Source organism: Aquirufa sp. OSTEICH-129A (assembly GCF_054558355.1).
In genome coordinates this window covers 221,462-239,136 of record NZ_JBPXKC010000001.1, presented here as the reverse complement: position 1 = coordinate 239,136, position 17,675 = coordinate 221,462, and the positions used below count along the sequence as shown (strand labels likewise).

Below are 17,675 nucleotides of genomic sequence, written 5' to 3'. Positions count from 1 at the left end.
ACATGAATCCTTCCAAAAGTCCTTCTTTTCTTTTACATCAAAAGTTCCCCTTTGAGCCAACGCCCTCTCAGACAGCTTTATTTCAGAAATTGAATGATTTTATAGTTAATAAAGATGAATGGGGAGCGCTTACTTTTATCATCAAAGGTTATGCTGGTACGGGTAAAACCACCGTCATATCGACCTTGATTAAGATTTTATCTAGCTTCGGATATAAAACTCAATTATTAGCTCCTACAGGCCGCGCAGCCAAGGTTATGGCCAATTATGCCAAGAAAAAAGCCTTTACGATCCATAAAAAAATTTACCGGCAAGTCAGCCATCCAAATTCTGGTGCATTGGTATTCCAACGAATGAATAACTACGCTACCAATACCGTATTCATCGTGGATGAAGCTTCCATGATTACGGATGAATCAGATTTTGGTACAAATAGTTTATTGACAGATTTAATTGAATACGTTTTTACGAATCCAGAAAATGGCCATACAGGGAATAAATTAATATTTGTAGGAGATACAGCCCAATTACCTCCCGTGGGTAAAAGTCTGTCACCTGCCCTATCGAAAGAATACATCAGCAGTGAATTTCACATGGAGGTCTTGGACCATGAGTTGACTGACGTCATGCGACAAGACATACATTCAGGAATATTATATAATGCCACCAACCTAAGAGAATTACTAAATCAGTCATCCCAAAAAATTCAATTTAATACCAAATCATTCAAAGACTTTTTCAAGATGTCGGGTGAAAAGGTGGAAGATGGAATGCAATATGCCTATCGGAAGTTTGGAAAAGAAGAAACCATTCTCCTCACCAGATCCAATAAAAGTGCTGTCCAATTCAATGAATTCGTTCGGAGAACTATACTTTATCAAGAAGATGAAATCAGTAGTGGTGATTTATTAATGATTGTTCGAAATAATTACCATTGGTTAGATGAAGATTCGCCAGCAGGATTTTTGGCCAATGGAGATTTCGTGGAAGTTATGAAAATTAAAAGGCAAGAAGATATGCATGGTTTTCGATTTCTCCAGGTTAGCCTTCGTTTGTGTGACTATGAGGATCACCCGGAAGTTGAAGCTAAAATTTTATTAGATACCCTTCACTCGGCTGAATCAGCTTTGGGAAAAGAGGCCAACAAAAAACTCTATGATTCTGTATGTGAAGATTATGCACATATCACAAAGAAAAAGGAAAGAATGGAGGCCATTCGAAAAGACCCTTTTTTAAATGCCTTACAAGTGAAGTTTGCTTATGCATTAACTTGCCATAAATCTCAAGGTGGACAATGGAAGGCCGTATTTGTGGATCAGGGATACTTGAAAGAAGAGCAAATAGACGCAGAATACATTCGCTGGCTATACACGGCTATTACTAGAGCCACCCACGAATTATTTTTAGTTAATTTTCACGATCGCTTCTTTCCATAAATTAGATTTTAGTGCCGGCTATTTTATCATTGATAGTATCCGTATTTTCCAATTCATCATAATGAGCCACAATCTCTGATAAGGCCAAATTTAATTGCTTCAACCGCTCTTCTCCAATAATAACAGCAAACTTTTGCTCAATATGAGCCCTAGATTTCATTAAATCTTCTAAAAAATGATTACCTTTCTCTGTACAAAATAAGAGAGTAGAACGTAAGTCTTGATGATTAGTTTTTGAAATGAGGTATCCTTCTTGAATCAATTCATTCACTAATTTACTCATCGCTTGCTTACTTACTTTCGCTTTTTTGGCCAAATCAGTAGTAGTAACTCCCTGTTCAGAAAGATTCATTAATACGATAATGTGCCCTATTTTGAAGTTTTCATAACCTAAACTTCGTAAGAAAGTGCCATTCATAGACTGAACTATACGGTAAGACTTAACCAAAAGTCTCGATAAAAACATGTGATTTGAATTTTCCATTGGTGTAAAATGATCTATACAGGATTTTATCTTTCGTGCAAAAATATACAAAATCAAGTATTTAGTCAACTAACTTGACTTTATTGCCAATACTACCTTTCTTTGCAACACTAATCAATGTACCATGTCTACTCAACAAAAACCTAAATCTCATCTCCCCAAAATCATATTAGCACTTGTTTTACTCATTGGGGGATTTTTTGGCTTCAAAAAATACCGCTATGCGACTACCCATGAAGATACCGACAATGCGCAGATTGAGGCATATTTTATTCCGGTATTACCTAGAATGGCGGGCTTTGTAAAAAAGGTTTATGTAAATGATTACGATCAGGTAAAAAAGGGGCAAATCATTTTGGAAATTGATTCAGATGAAGCCGCATTAGCCCTAGAAGAGATGAAAGTGGAAGTTGAGCAAGCCACATCCGACATTGAAAGTGCAAAAGCAAATTTAACTAATCTAAAGAAAAGTATTGAAGCTCAACAAAGTGTGGTCAAATCCGCTGAGTTGGCCTATAATAAATATAACCGAGATGTTGCTAGAAATACTTCACTTGAATCAGCAAAAGCTATTACGCGTCAACAATTAATTGACAGTCAAGATTTAGCAGAACAAGCTGGCGTTAAATTCCAAGGTGCGAAAGCTGAGTTAGTAAGTACACAATCTAGAATAGGAATTTTGCAAGCTACCTTGCACAAGGCTGAAATAGCCTTAAAACTGAAGAAAGTAAAGGTAGAACAACAGAAATTAAAGTTAAGTTATAATAAAGTCTATGCTCCGGCTGATGGAAAAATTGGAAAGAAATCCGTAGAGCCAGGTCAATTCATTCAAGTTTCACAACCTTTAATGACCATCATGGATGATAGCCGGTATTGGGTAGTTGCCAATTACAAAGAAACACAAGTGGAGCATTTACGTGTAGGTATGGAATCGGAAATTAAAATCGATGCATATCCCAATATTAAGTTAACGGGTAGAATTTTATCGATTTCAGAATCTACTGGTGCGAAAACAACTTTATTACCTCCCGATAATGCCTCTGGTAACTTTGTAAAGGTAACTCAACGAATTCCTGTTAAGATTGAGATACTAAATGCCGATAAATACAAAGATATTTTACGTGCTGGACTATCTCTAGGTGTATCAGTTCCCATAAACTAATACCATGCAAAGGCCCCAGGGATTCGCTAAAATAATCATTGTACTAACAACGATCACCGCAGCTGTGATGGAGTTGTTGGATACTACGATTGTGAACGTGGCTCTCAACCAAATTGCTGGAAACCTTGGAGCTACCATTGAAGATATTGCTTGGGTAATCACCAGTTATGCGATTGCCAATGTAATCATTATCCCAATGACAGGTTTTTTGGGAGAATACTTTGGTAGAAAAAATTACTACCTAGGCTCGATGATTCTCTTTGGGATAGCCTCATATTTCTGTGGAATGAGTGATAGCCTTTGGGAATTAGTCTTTTGGCGATTTTTACAAGGAATTGGTGGAGGAGCATTACTTTCTACTTCTCAAGCCATCTTATTTGATGCTTTTGAAGTAAAAGACCGACCAATTGCCTCTGGATTTTTTGGAATGGGTATCATCTTAGGTCCTTCCTTAGGACCCGTTTTAGGAGGATATTTGGTGGATAATTACGAGTGGAATGATATTTTTTATGTCAACATCCCTGTTTGTATTTTGGCTACCATTTTAACCATTGTTTTCATTGATAGAAAAGAGGGTGAAGGCCAACATCGAAAAACGATGGAAATTGATTACATCGGCATTTCTTTATTAACCCTGGGTATAGGGAACCTGCAATATATTTTAGAAAAAGGCGAATCGGAAAATTGGTTTGAATCCAGAACCATCAATACCATGGCTGGATTATCGGCCATAGGACTGATTGGATTTATTTGGCGAGAGTTAACGACAGAACATCCTGTAATTAATTTAAAAATCTTCAAAAACAAGGTCTTTGCCATGAGCACGGTATTTAACCTAGTTAGCGGATTTGGTTTATTTACATCTGTTTTCATTTATCCCATCATGGTGCAACGCATCAATGGCCTAAGTTCAACGGAAACTGGACTTTCCTTGATGTACCCAACTTTACTCGGTGTCATATTATTCCCCATGATAGCCAAATACCTGTCCTTGGGAGGAAAACCCATTCCAGTCATGGGGCTTGGAATTTGTATTTTTATCATTTTCGGATTTATTGGTGGATCGGCTACTCCTGAAATGGGTCGCTGGGATTTCTTTCCGATGCACCTATTACGTATGATGGGGGTGGCCATGTTACAAATGCCCTTAATTAATCAAGCTGTGGCGGGTTTACAACCATCTGAATATCCCGCAGGAATTGCCTTGAGCAACATGATTCGACAGTTAGGTGGAGCCTTTGGTATTGCCGTTGCGAACAATTATGCAACACATCGCGCTGCCCAACATAGGACAGATTTACTAGCTAATATTCAAGTAGAAAATCCTTTATTTCAACAAAGAATTCAAGGATTGACACAAAATATGATGCAAAAAACGGGGGATTTAGTTCGGAGTGGAGAAGCTGCCTATCGCCAATTAGATGCTATGGTCAATAAGCAAGCATACTATTTGGCTTACTTAGACACTTTCCGTTTAGTTTCCATTTTATTTATGTGTATACTCCCCTTCTTATGGTTATTGCGGACACCTAAGAAAACCAAAGCAGAAATAGAAAAAATCATGAAAGCCAGTGAAGAGGCTCATTAAACATATGAAAAAATACATCTTACTTTTATCCTTTAGTTTTTTGAGCAATGTTATTTTTGCTCAAACCAAGGGCCTTCCTGAATTAATTCAAGGTATTTTACAACATTCACCTGCCTTGAAAGGACAAAGAAACCTGATAAAAATGGGGCAAATAAAAACCCAAATTCAGGAGTCGTATGCTAAACCGGTGATTGGTGCAGAAATTGGACTTACGAGAATCGACCCGGTTGCCCAGGCTAGTTTTAACTTCGGGGGAGCGAATTCAACTTTACAATTTCAACCTAACATGAATTATAATTCGCAATTTGTGGCCAACCATGTATTATATGATTGGGGAAGGAATGCGATGGCCATTGAGAAAACAAGATTAGAAACTCAATTAAGTCAAGCACAGATAGAGCAACAAGAATTCCAAATGGGCTTTCAAATCGCTAATTTATATCAACAAATTATCTTAAATAAGAAAGCCATACAAGTGCAAAAGTCACAATTGAAGCGCTTAGAAAATAATTTACAGGTTATTCAAAAGCAACTAGCCCTAGGAGAAGCCATTGAATATGATAAAATCAGCCAACAGGTAAAAATAGCAAACCAAGAGAGTAAAATCCTTGAATCTGAAAATCAAGTAGCTCGCATGTTGGATTATTTAAGCACTCTATTAGGAGCTAATGCAGAGGCCTTTTTGGTTGAAAACCCTCAAAATTGGCAAGCCCAAACAGCCAAACCCATTGAGTCATTTTCCAATCCAGAGATTAATCAAATCAAAGCCCAAGAAGAAATTGTTAACAAAAGTATTGAGTTAGCTAAATCGGAAAACACCCCTACCTTAGCAGGATTGGCCACACTTGGACTGAAAAATGGTTATGTTCCTAGAATCAATGGCGAAACACCTGCCTTTGCAGATGATTTTAAAGTAAATAGTGTTTTGGGTATTAAATTAAGTATTCCTATTTATTCTGGAAAAAGAGGGGCTTATCAAACAGAATTAGCCACCATTCAAAAGGAACGTGTCGCATTTCAATTGGAGGATGCACAAGAAAAATTAGGTACCGAATGGAGGCAAGCTCAATTGAATCATCAAAATTACCTTAAAAAATCAGCGACACAGAAAGAGGTAGTGGCTCAAGCCCAATATGCCTTAGATTTAGCCAATACCCGCTTCAAACAAGGATTAATTCGTAGAATTGAATTAGATCAAGTAGAATCCATGTTAGAGGAATCCCAATTGATGCAAGCTCAATTTGATTATCAAGTGAACTTACAACAATTGGAATTATATAGAATACAAGGAATAAAAATCTGGTAATTATAAATCAAATAAAATAGCTAAGCCCGGGTTTTGTAATTTACCCTCGAAAATCGTCAGTCCATTGGCTAAGGCTTGGTTATTTGTACAGGCTAAATTCCAACCTTCTTTGGCCAATTGCTGGACATAAGGAAGTGTTGCTTGGGTCAAAGCCAATGTAGACGTTTGTGGAACTGCTCCTGGCATATTTGCCACACAATAATGAAGTATCCCGTCAATTTCATAAACCGGATTTTCGTGGGTGGTAGGTCGACAAGTTTCGATACAACCACCTTGATCGACAGCCACATCGACTAGAACCGTTCCGGGACTCATTCGCTTTAAATCTTCCTTCTTTATGAGATGAGGAGCTTTGGCGCCGTGTAATAGCACCGCTCCAACGATCAAATCAACTTGAGCTAAGCTCTCCTGAATAGCTAATGAAGTAGAAAACTGGGTGGACACATTGGCGGGTAAAATATCTTCCAAATATCGCAACCTACCTAGATTGGTATCCATGATGGTAACATTAGCGCCCAAACCTGCTGCCATTTTGGCCGCCTGGGTTCCTACAACTCCACCCCCTAAAATGAGCACATTTGCAGGTTTTACTCCTGGAACACCACCTAACATTTTACCTTTTCCACCTTGAGCTTTACCTAAAAAATAGGCCCCCACTTGAATAGCCATTCGACCAGCCACCTCAGACATCGGGGTTAATAAAGGTAAACTACGATCAGGTAATTCTACTGTTTCGTACGCTATACAAATAGCCTTACTAGCTATCATTGCTTGGGTCAACTCTTTAGACGCTGCAAAATGAAAATAAGTAAAGAGTATTTGACCCGCTTGAATCAAGGGATATTCTTGAGCCAAAGGTTCTTTCACCTTGACAATCATTTGAGAAATTTCATAAACCGACTTCGCATCAGGAAGTATTTTAGCTCCTGTTTGCATGTACAATTCATCTGAAAAACCAGAACCTAAACCGGCCTGAGTTTGAACATAAACTTGGTGACCTTGAGACACCAACGATTGAACCCCAGCAGGCGTTAAGCCTACTCTAAATTCTTGATTTTTAATTTCCTTAGGGACGCCAATGATCATGATAGTAGATTTTAGCTTGTTTGAAAAAAAGAACGGCCAACGAAAAATTTCGCTGGCCGTTACCTTTGATGAAGTATAATACTCCACAAATATAAAAAAGACAAAAATTATTTAGGTATATCCCTTATAAATAAGGAAATATTACTGCAAAATTAGATTGAAAAGGAAATAATTCTATATATTAACATTCTGTTAACAAAAATCCGAAAAAATTATGGCTTCCAAACTCAACTTAGATGCGCTAGATTTAAAGATTTTGAAAATCATTCAAGGCAAAGGGCAAAAAAAACTCAAAGATGTAGCCGCCCAAGTCAATTTATCCCTCTCTCCTACGCATGATCGAATTCGGAAATTGGAGAAAGATGGATATATCATGTCCTACGTAGGATTACTTAACCGTAAAATGTTGGATTTAGGTTTATTGGTGCATTGCCAAGTTACGCTAGAAAAGCAAAACCGTAAAAATTTCAAAGAGTTTGAACAAGCAGTTCAAGCTTTTCCTGAGGTTTTATCATGCCATTTAGTTTCAGGGAACTTTGATTATTATTTGATGGTTGTTAGCTCGGATGTAGAAAGTTATAACCGTTTTTACCAAGAGAAATTGGCTGTACTCCCCACAGTAGCCCATATCAATAGTTTATTTGTGATGGATGAAATTAAACAAAGTACAGAATTACCAATTCCTTGACAAAGGCCTATTTAATGTTGTACCTTTGCATCTCAAATAATGGGGTCGACCGGTTTTGACAGCTTATGTCGGTCGGTGGTAAGCACGTCGGGAGTTGTAGGCATTTCCTGTTAAAAAAACCTTCGAATTATAACTGGCAATACACAGTATGCCATGGCTGCTTAATCTTAGAGATTAATCAATTTGCCATCGTTCAGCCTTCTCCAAACTCTGCCGAGGAGGGCATCTGAGCGTCGACATGCAGAGTCGATAAGTTCGAATTTCTCTACGGACTTGTTAGTATCCAGAGGATAAGTTGAAAGTTTGGGTCTGATGTGAACCCGCTTTTGATCGAAAAATAATCACAGCTAAACGTGTAGAAAGCTATTGTTCGCTAGGTTTGGACGAGGGTTCGAATCCCTCCGACTCCACCAGGTTTTTTTTCTTCCCATCAATTCAAGGACTTGGCCCGGTTTTTAACCGGGCCTTTTTTTATCAAATATAAATGAAGGACTATTTATATATATTTGATAAAAAGTAATTTATATGACGAAAGTTTGTGTAATTGGTGCGGGGCCTTCTGGAATAACTGCCTTGAAAAATATGATAGACCAAGGTCTAGATACGGTTTGTTATGAATTAAATACCCAAGTCGGAGGAAACTGGATTTATAATGAGCAATTGGGGCACTCGAGTGTTTTCGAAACCACCCATATAATTAGTTCCAAAACCCTTTCACAATATGAAGACTTTACCTTCGATGATTTCCAAAAAGGGATGCCTGATTACCCTTCGCATGATCAATTAAGACGCTATTTTCAAGCTTATGCTGAACATTTTAATCTATACCCACACATTCAATTCCAAACTTTGGTAAAATCCTGCGAATTAGATGAAGCTAATAATTGGGTTATAAAAACAGAGAAGAACGGCATTGAAAAAACAGAACACTTTACCCATTTAGTTGTTTGCAATGGGCATCACTGGCTACCTAGAATGCCTCAATATCCAGGTGAGTTCACCGGTAAATTCATGCATTCACATGAATTCAAAAAGGCGGAACCATTCAGAGATCAACGTATACTTGTCATAGGTGGCGGAAATTCAGCCTGCGACGTGGCGGTAGAAACATCTCGGGTGAGCAAGAAAACGAGCATTAGCTGGAGAAGAGGCTACCGAATTGTACCCAAATTTTTGTTTGGCAAACCGAGTGATGTAGTAGCATCTAAGTTGACATTTTTGCCCACTAAGTTGAAATTTTTCTTATCAGAATTATCCGTCAAAATAATCTCTGGTTCTAATAGGCACTATGGCCTTCAAGAGCCAGAACATGCCATCACAGGAACGCATCCCACCATCAACGAGGAACTATTGTACAAAGTAAGGCATGGCAAAGTATTCCCCAAAGGAGATATTGATCACTTTGAAGGGCAGCATGTCCATTTCAAGGATGGTACCGTGGAAGAGTTTGATACAATCATCGCTTGCACAGGCTATATTTTAGAACACCCATTTTTTCGAAAAGACTTCATAAATTATAGCGAGGGGGACGTCCCACTTTACTTAAAAATGCTACATGAAAAATACGATAATCTATTTTTTGTAGGTATGTTTCAACCGCTTGGTTGCATTTGGCCAGGGGCTGAATTGCAAAGTAAGATAGCGGCAAGGGCCATTAAGGGACTTTGGCATAGACCCAAGAACATCGCCGAATTATGCCAAAGAGAAGTCACTCATCCTCATTTGCATCAAATAAAAACACCTCGGCATACGATTACGGTGGACTTCCATTTATTTGTCAAGGAACTGAAGAAACACCTTCCCTCAAATTACATCAGTAAATCCCCCGCTTAATGAAAGAAACGATAGTTTTTGTTCATGGTATGTGTCACGGATCTTGGTGCTGGGAGGAGCAATTTATCCCATATTTCGAGAAACTGGGTTATAATTGTATTGGGTTCAATCTTCCTGGGCATGAAACAGAAGGAAGAACCAGGCCTATTTCCTATTCGCTTAGCGATTATGTCCAAGCACTTCGCAAGCAAGTAGAAAACTTACAGGAACCTCCTATCATTGTTGGACATTCCATGGGTGGAATGATACTACAACATTTTCTAAAGACTGGATTATGTAAAAAGGCCGTTTTAATGTCATCGGTTCCTCCCTCGGGTGTGTTATTAGCCAGCCTTCGTGTGATTTTTCGCTACCCGGGTGTGATACCCCATTTACTACTTGGAAATCTGTTAGGTGCCTTTAAAAAATATCCCCATTTGATATTAAATAAGGCTACACTGACAGCGCGATATTCGCCTCGAATGTGTGCTGAATCATTTAGAGCATATGTAGATTTGTTAATACCTATATCACACAGATCTACTGTACCTATATTAGTTTTAGGTGGTTCAAAAGATGGACTTATCACCGTTCGTGAATTTGAAAGCACTGCAAATCACTACCATGCTAAACTTAGCATCATAGAAGGCGGGTCACATGACCTAATGCTAGATGAAGATTATGAAAAATCAGCAAGAGCCATAGAAGAGTGGATTTGATTATTTTTGAACCAATTAGTTCAAAGTCTCTTTTTCGTCAAAACCTTTAAAATTTTTACTAAGGAATGGTACATCGCATGATTAATCTACCCGTGAGCTATTGAAATATAATAAATCACAAGTTGGGAAACCTTATTAACAATTGTTGGTTTTAGTTATGGTTAAGCTTTAATTAACCCAAATAAATTCGCCCTAATTAAAATTTAATGGTATGAACATAATTCGTATACTCGTTTTTTTTCTTTGTCCAATCCTCATTTATGCGCAAACTGATACCACGGACACTTTCGACTATAATAATTTTGGAGATGCCGATGGGGTAAAAAGGTACTGTACGGTTAAAGTGTTAAATCAAACACCCCAACGAATCTTCCATATAGGCTTTGAGAACTATGGACATTTTCCCATGCCAGGAGTTAGATTTAATGCAGCAGATTTACCCAGTACCATACATGTTGACCAAGTTAATGCCATACGCGCTCAGGTGAATATTCCCGTATTGTCAACTAATAAAATTATTTGGCAAATGGGGTTCAACTATTGGGCAAGTAATTTTAAGGTAGCTAATCCAAACATTAATTCCTTTGCGAACTCATTAAACAACAACACTTTAGTTACTGCTGGAATAAATACAACGGTGTTTAAGCCATTGAATGAAAAGAATTTTATGATTTTTCAAGCAAGCTATGATGTAAATGGGCTTTTTAATGGAACCAAGGATATAAGTTCGCAGGCCTTTACTACCAGTCTAACACTCATCTATGGTTGGAAAACATCTGAAAAAAATATGATAGGAACTGGCTTGGCAAGAACCTACCGTGCTGGTCAGCCTATTTTTGCACCCGCATTATTTTGGAATAAAACCTTCAATGAAAAATGGGGAATGGAACTTTTATTGCCTGCACGAGCTCATGTGAGATATAACATTTCTGTCTCCAACATATTACAAGCGGGATTCGAAGTAGAAGGGAATCAATATTGGGCGAATGTTCCAGGAATAGAAAATGTCTACCTACAGCGAGGGGAAATTAAGCCTCGGATTAGTTGGGATAAAAAGCTATTTGGCTTTCTTTGGCTTAACCTACAAGCAGGATTGCGCTACAATTTCCGCTTTGATGTAGCCAATGCTTATAATGCTAAGGAAGAAAGCCAAAAATATTTTACAAGTAATTTAGGAAACCCATTATTCTTCAATGTATCATTGAATTTTGTATCTCCCTAATCACTGTTTAGCTTGTTGCCTTGTCCAATTATCTGTTCTACCAATCAAGGAAACTCCGATGTATCCTCTAACTTCCAGCGTATTGGCGGAAGTTAACTTGATGGTACAAGAATAGGTATTTCCATTTTTAGGATCATAAATATTCCCTCCCTCCCAGGTATTATTTTCCTTGAATTGAAATCCCCAAATATTGATTAAGCCCAAAATAGGTCTTTTTCTGGAAGCCTCTTCAGGATGATTTTTATCCACTTTGGGATTACCCGTTTCAGGATCTACGGGTTCTTTTAACCAAACTATTTTACCTTGGTACTTATCACCATTCTTATAAATACGGACCATAGCGGTTCCTTCACCCGTTTTCCATACCCCTACTATCGCATCAGGATTATCGAAAGCAGATACAAAACTTGAGCTCAATGAAAAAATAACCGTTAATAACAGGGAATAAATAAATGCATGTTTCATGGTAAGTAGTTTTTTGTGTTTAAATAATATGGTATAATATCAAATTTTAACGATAACTATTGAACTGTCACTAATGTTATTTTATTGCAATAAAACTTTTAGGGGATAAAAAAATCAAGCTATTTAATGGTATAAACTTTTGAGGTTTCTTTGATATATGAAAATCATATAAGGTCTTTAAATAAGATTCATACACAATTCCAATTACAGGATAAGACCTGCCTTATTTCAATTTTATTGTAATTCTGGGTTAAAACAATGAAAAAATCGTAAATTCATTGTTCAAACAATACTCAATTTTACTATGAAACAAAGATTCATTCAAAGCATTAAAACGACTTTCATACTATCTATGCTAAGTTTGTCTTTTGGAACATTCGCACAAGTTCCTGCAGGACATTCAGTAGTTGAAGGCAGATGGGATATCACCATTACCAAGAGAAATGTAACTACTCCTGCCTGGTTAGAGGTAACACATTCAGGCTTAAAGACCTTAACTGGCCATTTCGTTGGTGATGGGGGAAGTTCAAGACCTATTTCAAAAGTAAATTTTGTTAATAATGTCCTTTCTTTCAGCATTCCTCCACAATGGGAAAATTCTGATAAGGATTTGTCCTTAGAAGCTGAATTAAAAGATGATAAATTAATGGGTACCTTAACTACCCCATTAGGAGAAAAATTTCGTATTCTAGGAGTTAGAGCCCCTAAATTATGGAGAGAAAAAGCACCTGTTTGGGGAACCCCGATTAGCCTTTTTAATGGCAAAAACATGGATGGATGGCAAACACTAGGACCAGACAATCAATGGGTAGCTGAAAACGGAATCATGAAAAGTCCAAGAACGGGAGCGAATATACGTACGGTTCAAACATTCCAAGACTTTAAATTACATGCGGAATTCCGCGTTCCAAAAGAAAGTAATAGCGGACTTTATTTACGTGGTCGTTATGAAATCCAAGTGGCGGACAGCAAAGGTTTAGAGCCTGCCAAAGACCAATTAGGCGCTGTTTATGGATTTATTGCTCCCCTAGAAAATGTGGCTAAAGAGGCTGGTGAATGGCAGACCTATGATATTGAATTAGTAGGTCGTAATATCACCGTTACTTTAAATGGAAAAACCGTTATCTACAAAGCAGAAATTCCAGGAATCACTGGTGGTGCTTTAGATAGCAATGAAGGAGAAGCTGGTCCAATTATGATTCAAGGAGACCACGGTCCAGTTGAATATAGAAATTTGATTATTACTCCAGCGAAGTAATTGAATAATGTAGAATGTAGAATGAAGAATTGATAATGGTCATTAATTCCTAATTCTACATTCTTCATTCTTCATTCTTCATTCTACATTATTCATTCTACATTCTTCATTCTTCATTCTTTATTCTACAACATTAAGCCTTTCTTCTAGGTAAGTACCACCCTAACCACAATCCACATAAAGCCCAAGATACGAGTAAATCAATCAACTCAGCTCTAAGATCAAATACAGGGTACCAAATATGCTGCGTATAAGGTGAGTTAGTAAAAACTAATAGGCCTATCACTAAACAAAGGCCTAAAATATCTCGCATTTTAGCTGTTTTCAACTGTTTGATTAGGTAAATCACTAATAAAACTAAAAAAATATCTACGATCAAACCTCGAATCATATTATCCTGCATTGATATTTGATAATTGGTATAATATTGAACTCGAGCCCAAGGTTTACCAGTTACTTTTTTGGCAAATTCCTCTGCTTGAGCCATATCTTGCTCATTTTCCATTCGAGGTAAAATATAACCACCCTCTTTTTTAAGATGCTTATTCAAAGAAATCAAAATACTATCTTGATTGGCCGAATACATTTGAGAAGGTTCATGTAGGTTAAAAGCTACATGCGAGGCTGCTTGCCAAAAGAATAGAATTAATCCACCAACTATTGCCCCAATAATTGTCTTTTTCATGATTGATATAATTTAGTATTCGGTAAAATTATAAAAAAAATCAGAAAACATAGAATTAATTTGATTTTAACATTTCAGAGCCTGCCAGCAAAAAGCAGCCCAATCCAAAATCCTCAAAATTGGGAACAGAATTAAAAGTTACGGGTTGTGAATCTTTAGGTTCCTTTCCTGTACCTTGAACAAATCCAAGGAAACCATTCGGGTGCACGCATTTACTCATGGCTTGCCATGCTTTATCCGATGCTTTTTGATACTTTTTGTCTTTCAAAATACCATGCCGCAATGCCCACTTCATTCCATAAACAAACAAAGCCGTTCCGGTTAACTCAGGACCTCCAAAATTACTTTCGTCTTTTAAACTCACATTCCAAAAGCCATCCTTACGCTGTAATGGGATTAATGCCTCCGACATGGCTATAAAATCTTGAATGTATTCTTCGCGATGAGGAGCATTGGCTGGCATAACATCTAGGGTTCTAATTAAAGCCGCATACACCCAAGCATTTCCCCTTGACCAATAACAATTTTCTCCATTGGGTTCTTTATAAGGTGGAACAAAATCCTTATCTCGCCACCAAAGATGCTCTTGGGGATTATAAAGACCATTCCCTCCGTGTTTGTATTTGGTAAAAGCATACAAATCATACATTTTCTCATAATAGCGCGTATCATGAAAGCGAGTTCCTAGGCGCGCAAAAACAGGCATACTCATTTGAAGGCAATCTACCCATGACCAATCGTCGGCTTTTTGTGTAGCCAGCATATTATCTATGTTCGCTTTAATGGGTTTGATTCGAGCAGAATCTCCCTGTAAATCAAACAAATCCAAGTACACTTGACCACATGCCTGATTATCTGCATTTCTTGTTTTTAAGCCATCACGTAAACCCCATTGATGAAATGTGCCCCAATCTGTCATATAGGTTAAATCAGAAGGACGGGGATCCAGCTTATAGAGTTCCATTAGTCCTTCATAATAAACAGCTCTGGTCCAGATATTAGATGGACGTGTTCTATCAGGGCTAACAATCACTTGTCCTACGTTTGGCCATTTTTGCTTAAAATAGCTATTCGCCAAGTGCATCTGAGCTAAAATCTCCTTTTTATTGGGTTTTGCGTTTGCTGAAAATAATACAAGAACAGCTAACATTAAGCTAGAAACAATCGATCTGATTTTCATTTGAGAAGATTAGGCTAAATAAAACACGGAAGGAATTTCAACGGCTTTGGGAGAATTATCAGGATTACTCTCCATAATATCAGCCATATAGGCCCACCACTTCTGCATGATGGGCAATTGAGGAAGAGTATCTAATAAACTTAAATCCTCTGCTTCCAAATAAGCAAATAGAACCCTAGTTTCAGGATCCAGAAAAATAGAATAATTTTGAACGCCTACTGACTTCAATAATTCAGCTAATTCTGGCCAAATTTCATCGTGTCTTTTTTTGTATTCAGCCTCTTTTCCCGGGTGAAGAAACATTTTTAGGGCTTTTCTTTGCATAGTTACCGTATTTTAATTTTTTTTAAAAAAGCCCTAAATTTAAATATTCTACTCAATCAAGAGACCTCATTAACTTAAGAAATAAACGATGATTTTATTCTTTGCTCAAAAAGATTCAAATCCTCATCATCAAAACCTAAATGGGTAACGAAGCGAATGTATTCAGCACCAAATGGTGCACATTTAATTCCTTTTTGGGCTAATAATGCCACTTGAGAAGAAGAATTTAAACCAGGCTGTATTTTCAATATCACGATATTGGTTACCACCGGTAATGTATTTTGTACCCAATCAAGTTTTTCGCAAATCTCCGCTATTGCTTTCGCTCGTTGATGGTCTTCTTTTAATCTATCCACTTGATTATCAAGTGAATAAATACCAGCAGCTGCCAGCATACCCGCTTGTCGCCATCCACCACCAAGTCTTTTTCTTACCCTTTTAGCTTTTTTGATAAAGCTAGTATCTCCCACCAAAACTGAACCCACTGGAGCACCTAAACCTTTGGACAAACAAATGGAGATAGAATCAAACCAGCCACCAAAATCGGCCGGACTTTGTCCTGTTACTGCCATAGCATTGAAGATGCGAGCTCCATCTAAGTGAAGTGGAATGGCATTAGCTCGACAAAACCTTGAGATTTCGTCCAAACTTTCACTACTATACACACTTCCTCCACCTTTATTCACCGTATTTTCCAAACTCACCATGGCACTCTCACAAGCATGTATATCATCAGGAGAAATAGCTGCTTCAATTTGTGATTTTGACAAACGGCCTAAATCACCTTTCAATAATTTCACCGAAGCTCCGGCATTCGCCATAATACCCCCTCCTTCATACAAATAAATATGTGACAGTTCATCGCAAATCACTTCTTGTCCTTTAGAAACGGTGGCTGAAATGGCCATTTGGTTACTCATGGTACCAGAAGGGCAAAACAGTGCCGCCTCCTTTTGAAACATTTTAGCTAATTTTTCTTCAAGCGCTAAAACACTTGGATCCTCCCCAAAAACATCATCGCCCAAAGGAGCAGCCAACATGGCGTCTCTCATTCCGGCTGTGGGCAATGTAAAAGTATCGCTTCTTAATTCAATGAATTTCATGGTGCTTATTTGGTAGAAAAACGGGATAGAAAAAATAAACGAACCAAGATAGGCAAGGCAATGATGAACAAGCCATAAAAGAGATACGCCGAAACTAAACTGGCTATTAATGCAAAAATAAAAGCTATTCTAACATAATTTAGCCAAAAACCAGTGCCTCGATTTTTGGCAAACCAAAATACCAAAGGAAAATGTAAGGGCCATAAAACCAAACAGCTCAAATTGTATGACATAACTTCATGGTCTGTGGCTGTTGCTAAAAAGAAAATCAATATGCCAAAAAGTCCATAAACCAAGAAAAGAGCAATATCAATTCCATATAATAGTTTATGCTTATGCGCTAATCGCCAGGATACCAACCATAAAATTAAAGATAAAGCTAATAATACAGGAATGGGTCCAAAAGGATCAAAGCCTTCCATTGGGTTTGCTTGAGCCTCAAATAAGGTCAAGGAAGCCTCTACCAATTTAGTTTGATTCATACTTGCTTGAGCCGTAGCAATCTCTAGATTATCTGGTAAATAACAAGATTGAGAAGCACTTGCAGTGACATCTGAAGGTAAACCCAAGGCCAGGTTCATACCAAAAGTTACCCAAGCAGTGGAAGGTAAATAGCGATTCATCCAATCTCGGTAGGAAAGCCCTTCCAATCGCTTCATTTTACTCCAAGGATAGGCGCCTGGTGCTGCCTTTTCAAATATATCGCGAATACGCGTAGCGCAATTATCGTAGAAAAATTTATATTGATAATAACGATTCTCCGGTAAATAATTTGTTTCCAAAGCCTGAAAAATCTGATTGCGCTGGGCATTACTTAATGCCAATACTTGCTCCCTCAAAGTTCTGTTCTCATATTGAGAATAATAATTGAGCACGTCTGACATATTATTATATGACAAGGAATAGGGCAAGGTTCCTTTCAAAAATTTCCAATAAAAGTTTTCCGTTTGAAAGTCGAACGTTCCATAACTATAGGCTCTATCTAAACCTGTTTGGGGATCATACACACGAATTAGGGTATGACCAAAAAAGGAGTACAATTCTTTCCCTGGGGCAATGGTCACTAAAGACACACGGGATTGAGGACTTAGGCTACTTTGAGCAAGAGCTGGCCAAAACAAGCCACTGAAAATCAAAACAAACAAATACTTCATAAA

17 protein-coding genes and 1 other RNA gene are annotated in these 17,675 nt (G+C 37.7%); 10 read left to right on the top strand and 8 right to left on the bottom strand.

What is annotated here, in order from left to right; genetic code table 11:
• Nucleotides 1-2: 2 nt before the first annotated feature.
• Entirely contained in the window at nucleotides 3-1,436 is a 1,434-nt protein-coding gene (locus tag SKC36_RS01065) for an ATP-dependent DNA helicase (RefSeq protein ID WP_459452682.1), read from the top strand.
• Between the two features lies 1 nt (nucleotide 1,437).
• Here the strand turns inward: SKC36_RS01065 and SKC36_RS01060 are convergent, their stop codons facing one another.
• Complete coding sequence (locus SKC36_RS01060; protein WP_459452680.1) at nucleotides 1,438-1,902, bottom strand: MarR family winged helix-turn-helix transcriptional regulator; 465 nt, start codon at nucleotides 1,900-1,902, stop codon at nucleotides 1,438-1,440.
• 142 nt (nucleotides 1,903-2,044) lie between these two features.
• Here SKC36_RS01060 and SKC36_RS01055 point away from each other — a divergent pair, with 142 nt between their 5' ends.
• Genes SKC36_RS01055 through SKC36_RS01045 form a run of 3 tightly spaced genes read left to right on the top strand, consistent with a single transcriptional unit; the run spans nucleotide 2,045 to nucleotide 5,976 of the window.
• Nucleotides 2,045-3,082 carry an HlyD family secretion protein gene (locus tag SKC36_RS01055; protein ID WP_459452678.1) on the top strand — a complete coding sequence of 346 codons (1,038 nt, stop codon included), beginning with the start codon at nucleotides 2,045-2,047 and terminating at the stop codon, nucleotides 3,080-3,082.
• 4 nt (nucleotides 3,083-3,086) lie between these two features.
• A complete protein-coding gene (locus tag SKC36_RS01050; RefSeq protein ID WP_459452676.1) occupies nucleotides 3,087-4,670 on the top strand; it encodes a DHA2 family efflux MFS transporter permease subunit in 1,584 nt (527 codons plus the stop codon).
• 4 nt (nucleotides 4,671-4,674) lie between these two features.
• Complete coding sequence (locus SKC36_RS01045; RefSeq protein WP_459452674.1) at nucleotides 4,675-5,976, top strand: TolC family protein; 1,302 nt, start codon at nucleotides 4,675-4,677, stop codon at nucleotides 5,974-5,976.
• On the opposite strand, the gene ald is transcribed toward SKC36_RS01045, so the two are convergent.
• A complete protein-coding gene (ald, locus tag SKC36_RS01040) occupies nucleotides 5,977-7,062 on the bottom strand; it encodes an alanine dehydrogenase (protein WP_459464070.1) in 1,086 nt (361 codons plus the stop codon).
• A 214-nt stretch (nucleotides 7,063-7,276) separates the two neighbouring features.
• On the opposite strand from ald, the gene SKC36_RS01035 reads away from it, so the two are divergent.
• From SKC36_RS01035 to SKC36_RS01015, 5 genes are all read left to right on the top strand, one after another.
• Nucleotides 7,277-7,750 carry an Lrp/AsnC family transcriptional regulator gene (locus SKC36_RS01035; protein WP_459452670.1) on the top strand — a complete coding sequence of 158 codons (474 nt, stop codon included), beginning with the start codon at nucleotides 7,277-7,279 and terminating at the stop codon, nucleotides 7,748-7,750.
• 41 nt (nucleotides 7,751-7,791) lie between these two features.
• Nucleotides 7,792-8,163, top strand: a transfer-messenger RNA (tmRNA) gene (gene ssrA / locus SKC36_RS01030).
• A 112-nt stretch (nucleotides 8,164-8,275) separates the two neighbouring features.
• Complete coding sequence (locus SKC36_RS01025) at nucleotides 8,276-9,583, top strand: flavin-containing monooxygenase (RefSeq protein WP_459464068.1); 1,308 nt, start codon at nucleotides 8,276-8,278, stop codon at nucleotides 9,581-9,583.
• Nucleotides 9,583-10,281 carry an alpha/beta hydrolase gene (locus SKC36_RS01020; RefSeq protein WP_459464066.1) on the top strand — a complete coding sequence of 233 codons (699 nt, stop codon included), beginning with the start codon at nucleotides 9,583-9,585 and terminating at the stop codon, nucleotides 10,279-10,281. The genes SKC36_RS01025 and SKC36_RS01020 overlap by 1 nt, the downstream gene beginning before the upstream one ends.
• Nucleotides 10,282-10,492: 211 nt before the next feature.
• On the top strand, nucleotides 10,493-11,503 hold the full coding sequence (locus SKC36_RS01015; protein WP_459464064.1) for a DUF6268 family outer membrane beta-barrel protein: 1,011 nt from the start codon (nucleotides 10,493-10,495) through the stop codon (nucleotides 11,501-11,503).
• Here SKC36_RS01015 and SKC36_RS01010 read toward each other — a convergent pair whose 3' ends face one another.
• Entirely contained in the window at nucleotides 11,504-11,968 is a 465-nt protein-coding gene (locus SKC36_RS01010; RefSeq protein WP_459464062.1) for a DUF2147 domain-containing protein, read from the bottom strand.
• A gap of 304 nt (nucleotides 11,969-12,272) precedes the next feature.
• On the opposite strand from SKC36_RS01010, the gene SKC36_RS01005 reads away from it, so the two are divergent.
• Nucleotides 12,273-13,226 carry a 3-keto-disaccharide hydrolase gene (locus SKC36_RS01005; protein WP_459464060.1) on the top strand — a complete coding sequence of 318 codons (954 nt, stop codon included), beginning with the start codon at nucleotides 12,273-12,275 and terminating at the stop codon, nucleotides 13,224-13,226.
• Between the two features lie 133 nt (nucleotides 13,227-13,359).
• Here the strand turns inward: SKC36_RS01005 and SKC36_RS01000 are convergent, their stop codons facing one another.
• From SKC36_RS01000 to SKC36_RS00980, 5 genes are all read right to left on the bottom strand, one after another.
• A complete protein-coding gene (locus SKC36_RS01000) occupies nucleotides 13,360-13,911 on the bottom strand; it encodes a hypothetical protein (protein ID WP_459452658.1) in 552 nt (183 codons plus the stop codon).
• A gap of 55 nt (nucleotides 13,912-13,966) precedes the next feature.
• A complete protein-coding gene (locus tag SKC36_RS00995) occupies nucleotides 13,967-15,091 on the bottom strand; it encodes a glycoside hydrolase family 88/105 protein (RefSeq protein ID WP_459464058.1) in 1,125 nt (374 codons plus the stop codon).
• 9 nt (nucleotides 15,092-15,100) lie between these two features.
• On the bottom strand, nucleotides 15,101-15,415 hold the full coding sequence (gene rhaM, locus SKC36_RS00990) for an L-rhamnose mutarotase (RefSeq protein ID WP_459452654.1): 315 nt from the start codon (nucleotides 15,413-15,415) through the stop codon (nucleotides 15,101-15,103).
• Nucleotides 15,416-15,489: 74 nt separating this feature from the next.
• Entirely contained in the window at nucleotides 15,490-16,518 is a 1,029-nt protein-coding gene (locus SKC36_RS00985; protein ID WP_459464056.1) for a threonine aldolase family protein, read from the bottom strand.
• A gap of 5 nt (nucleotides 16,519-16,523) precedes the next feature.
• The gene (locus tag SKC36_RS00980; RefSeq protein WP_459464054.1) at nucleotides 16,524-17,672 is read right to left on the bottom strand and encodes an Lnb N-terminal periplasmic domain-containing protein; all 1,149 of its coding nucleotides are present in this window, start codon (nucleotides 17,670-17,672) and stop codon (nucleotides 16,524-16,526) included.
• Nucleotides 17,673-17,675 lie beyond the last annotated feature (3 nt).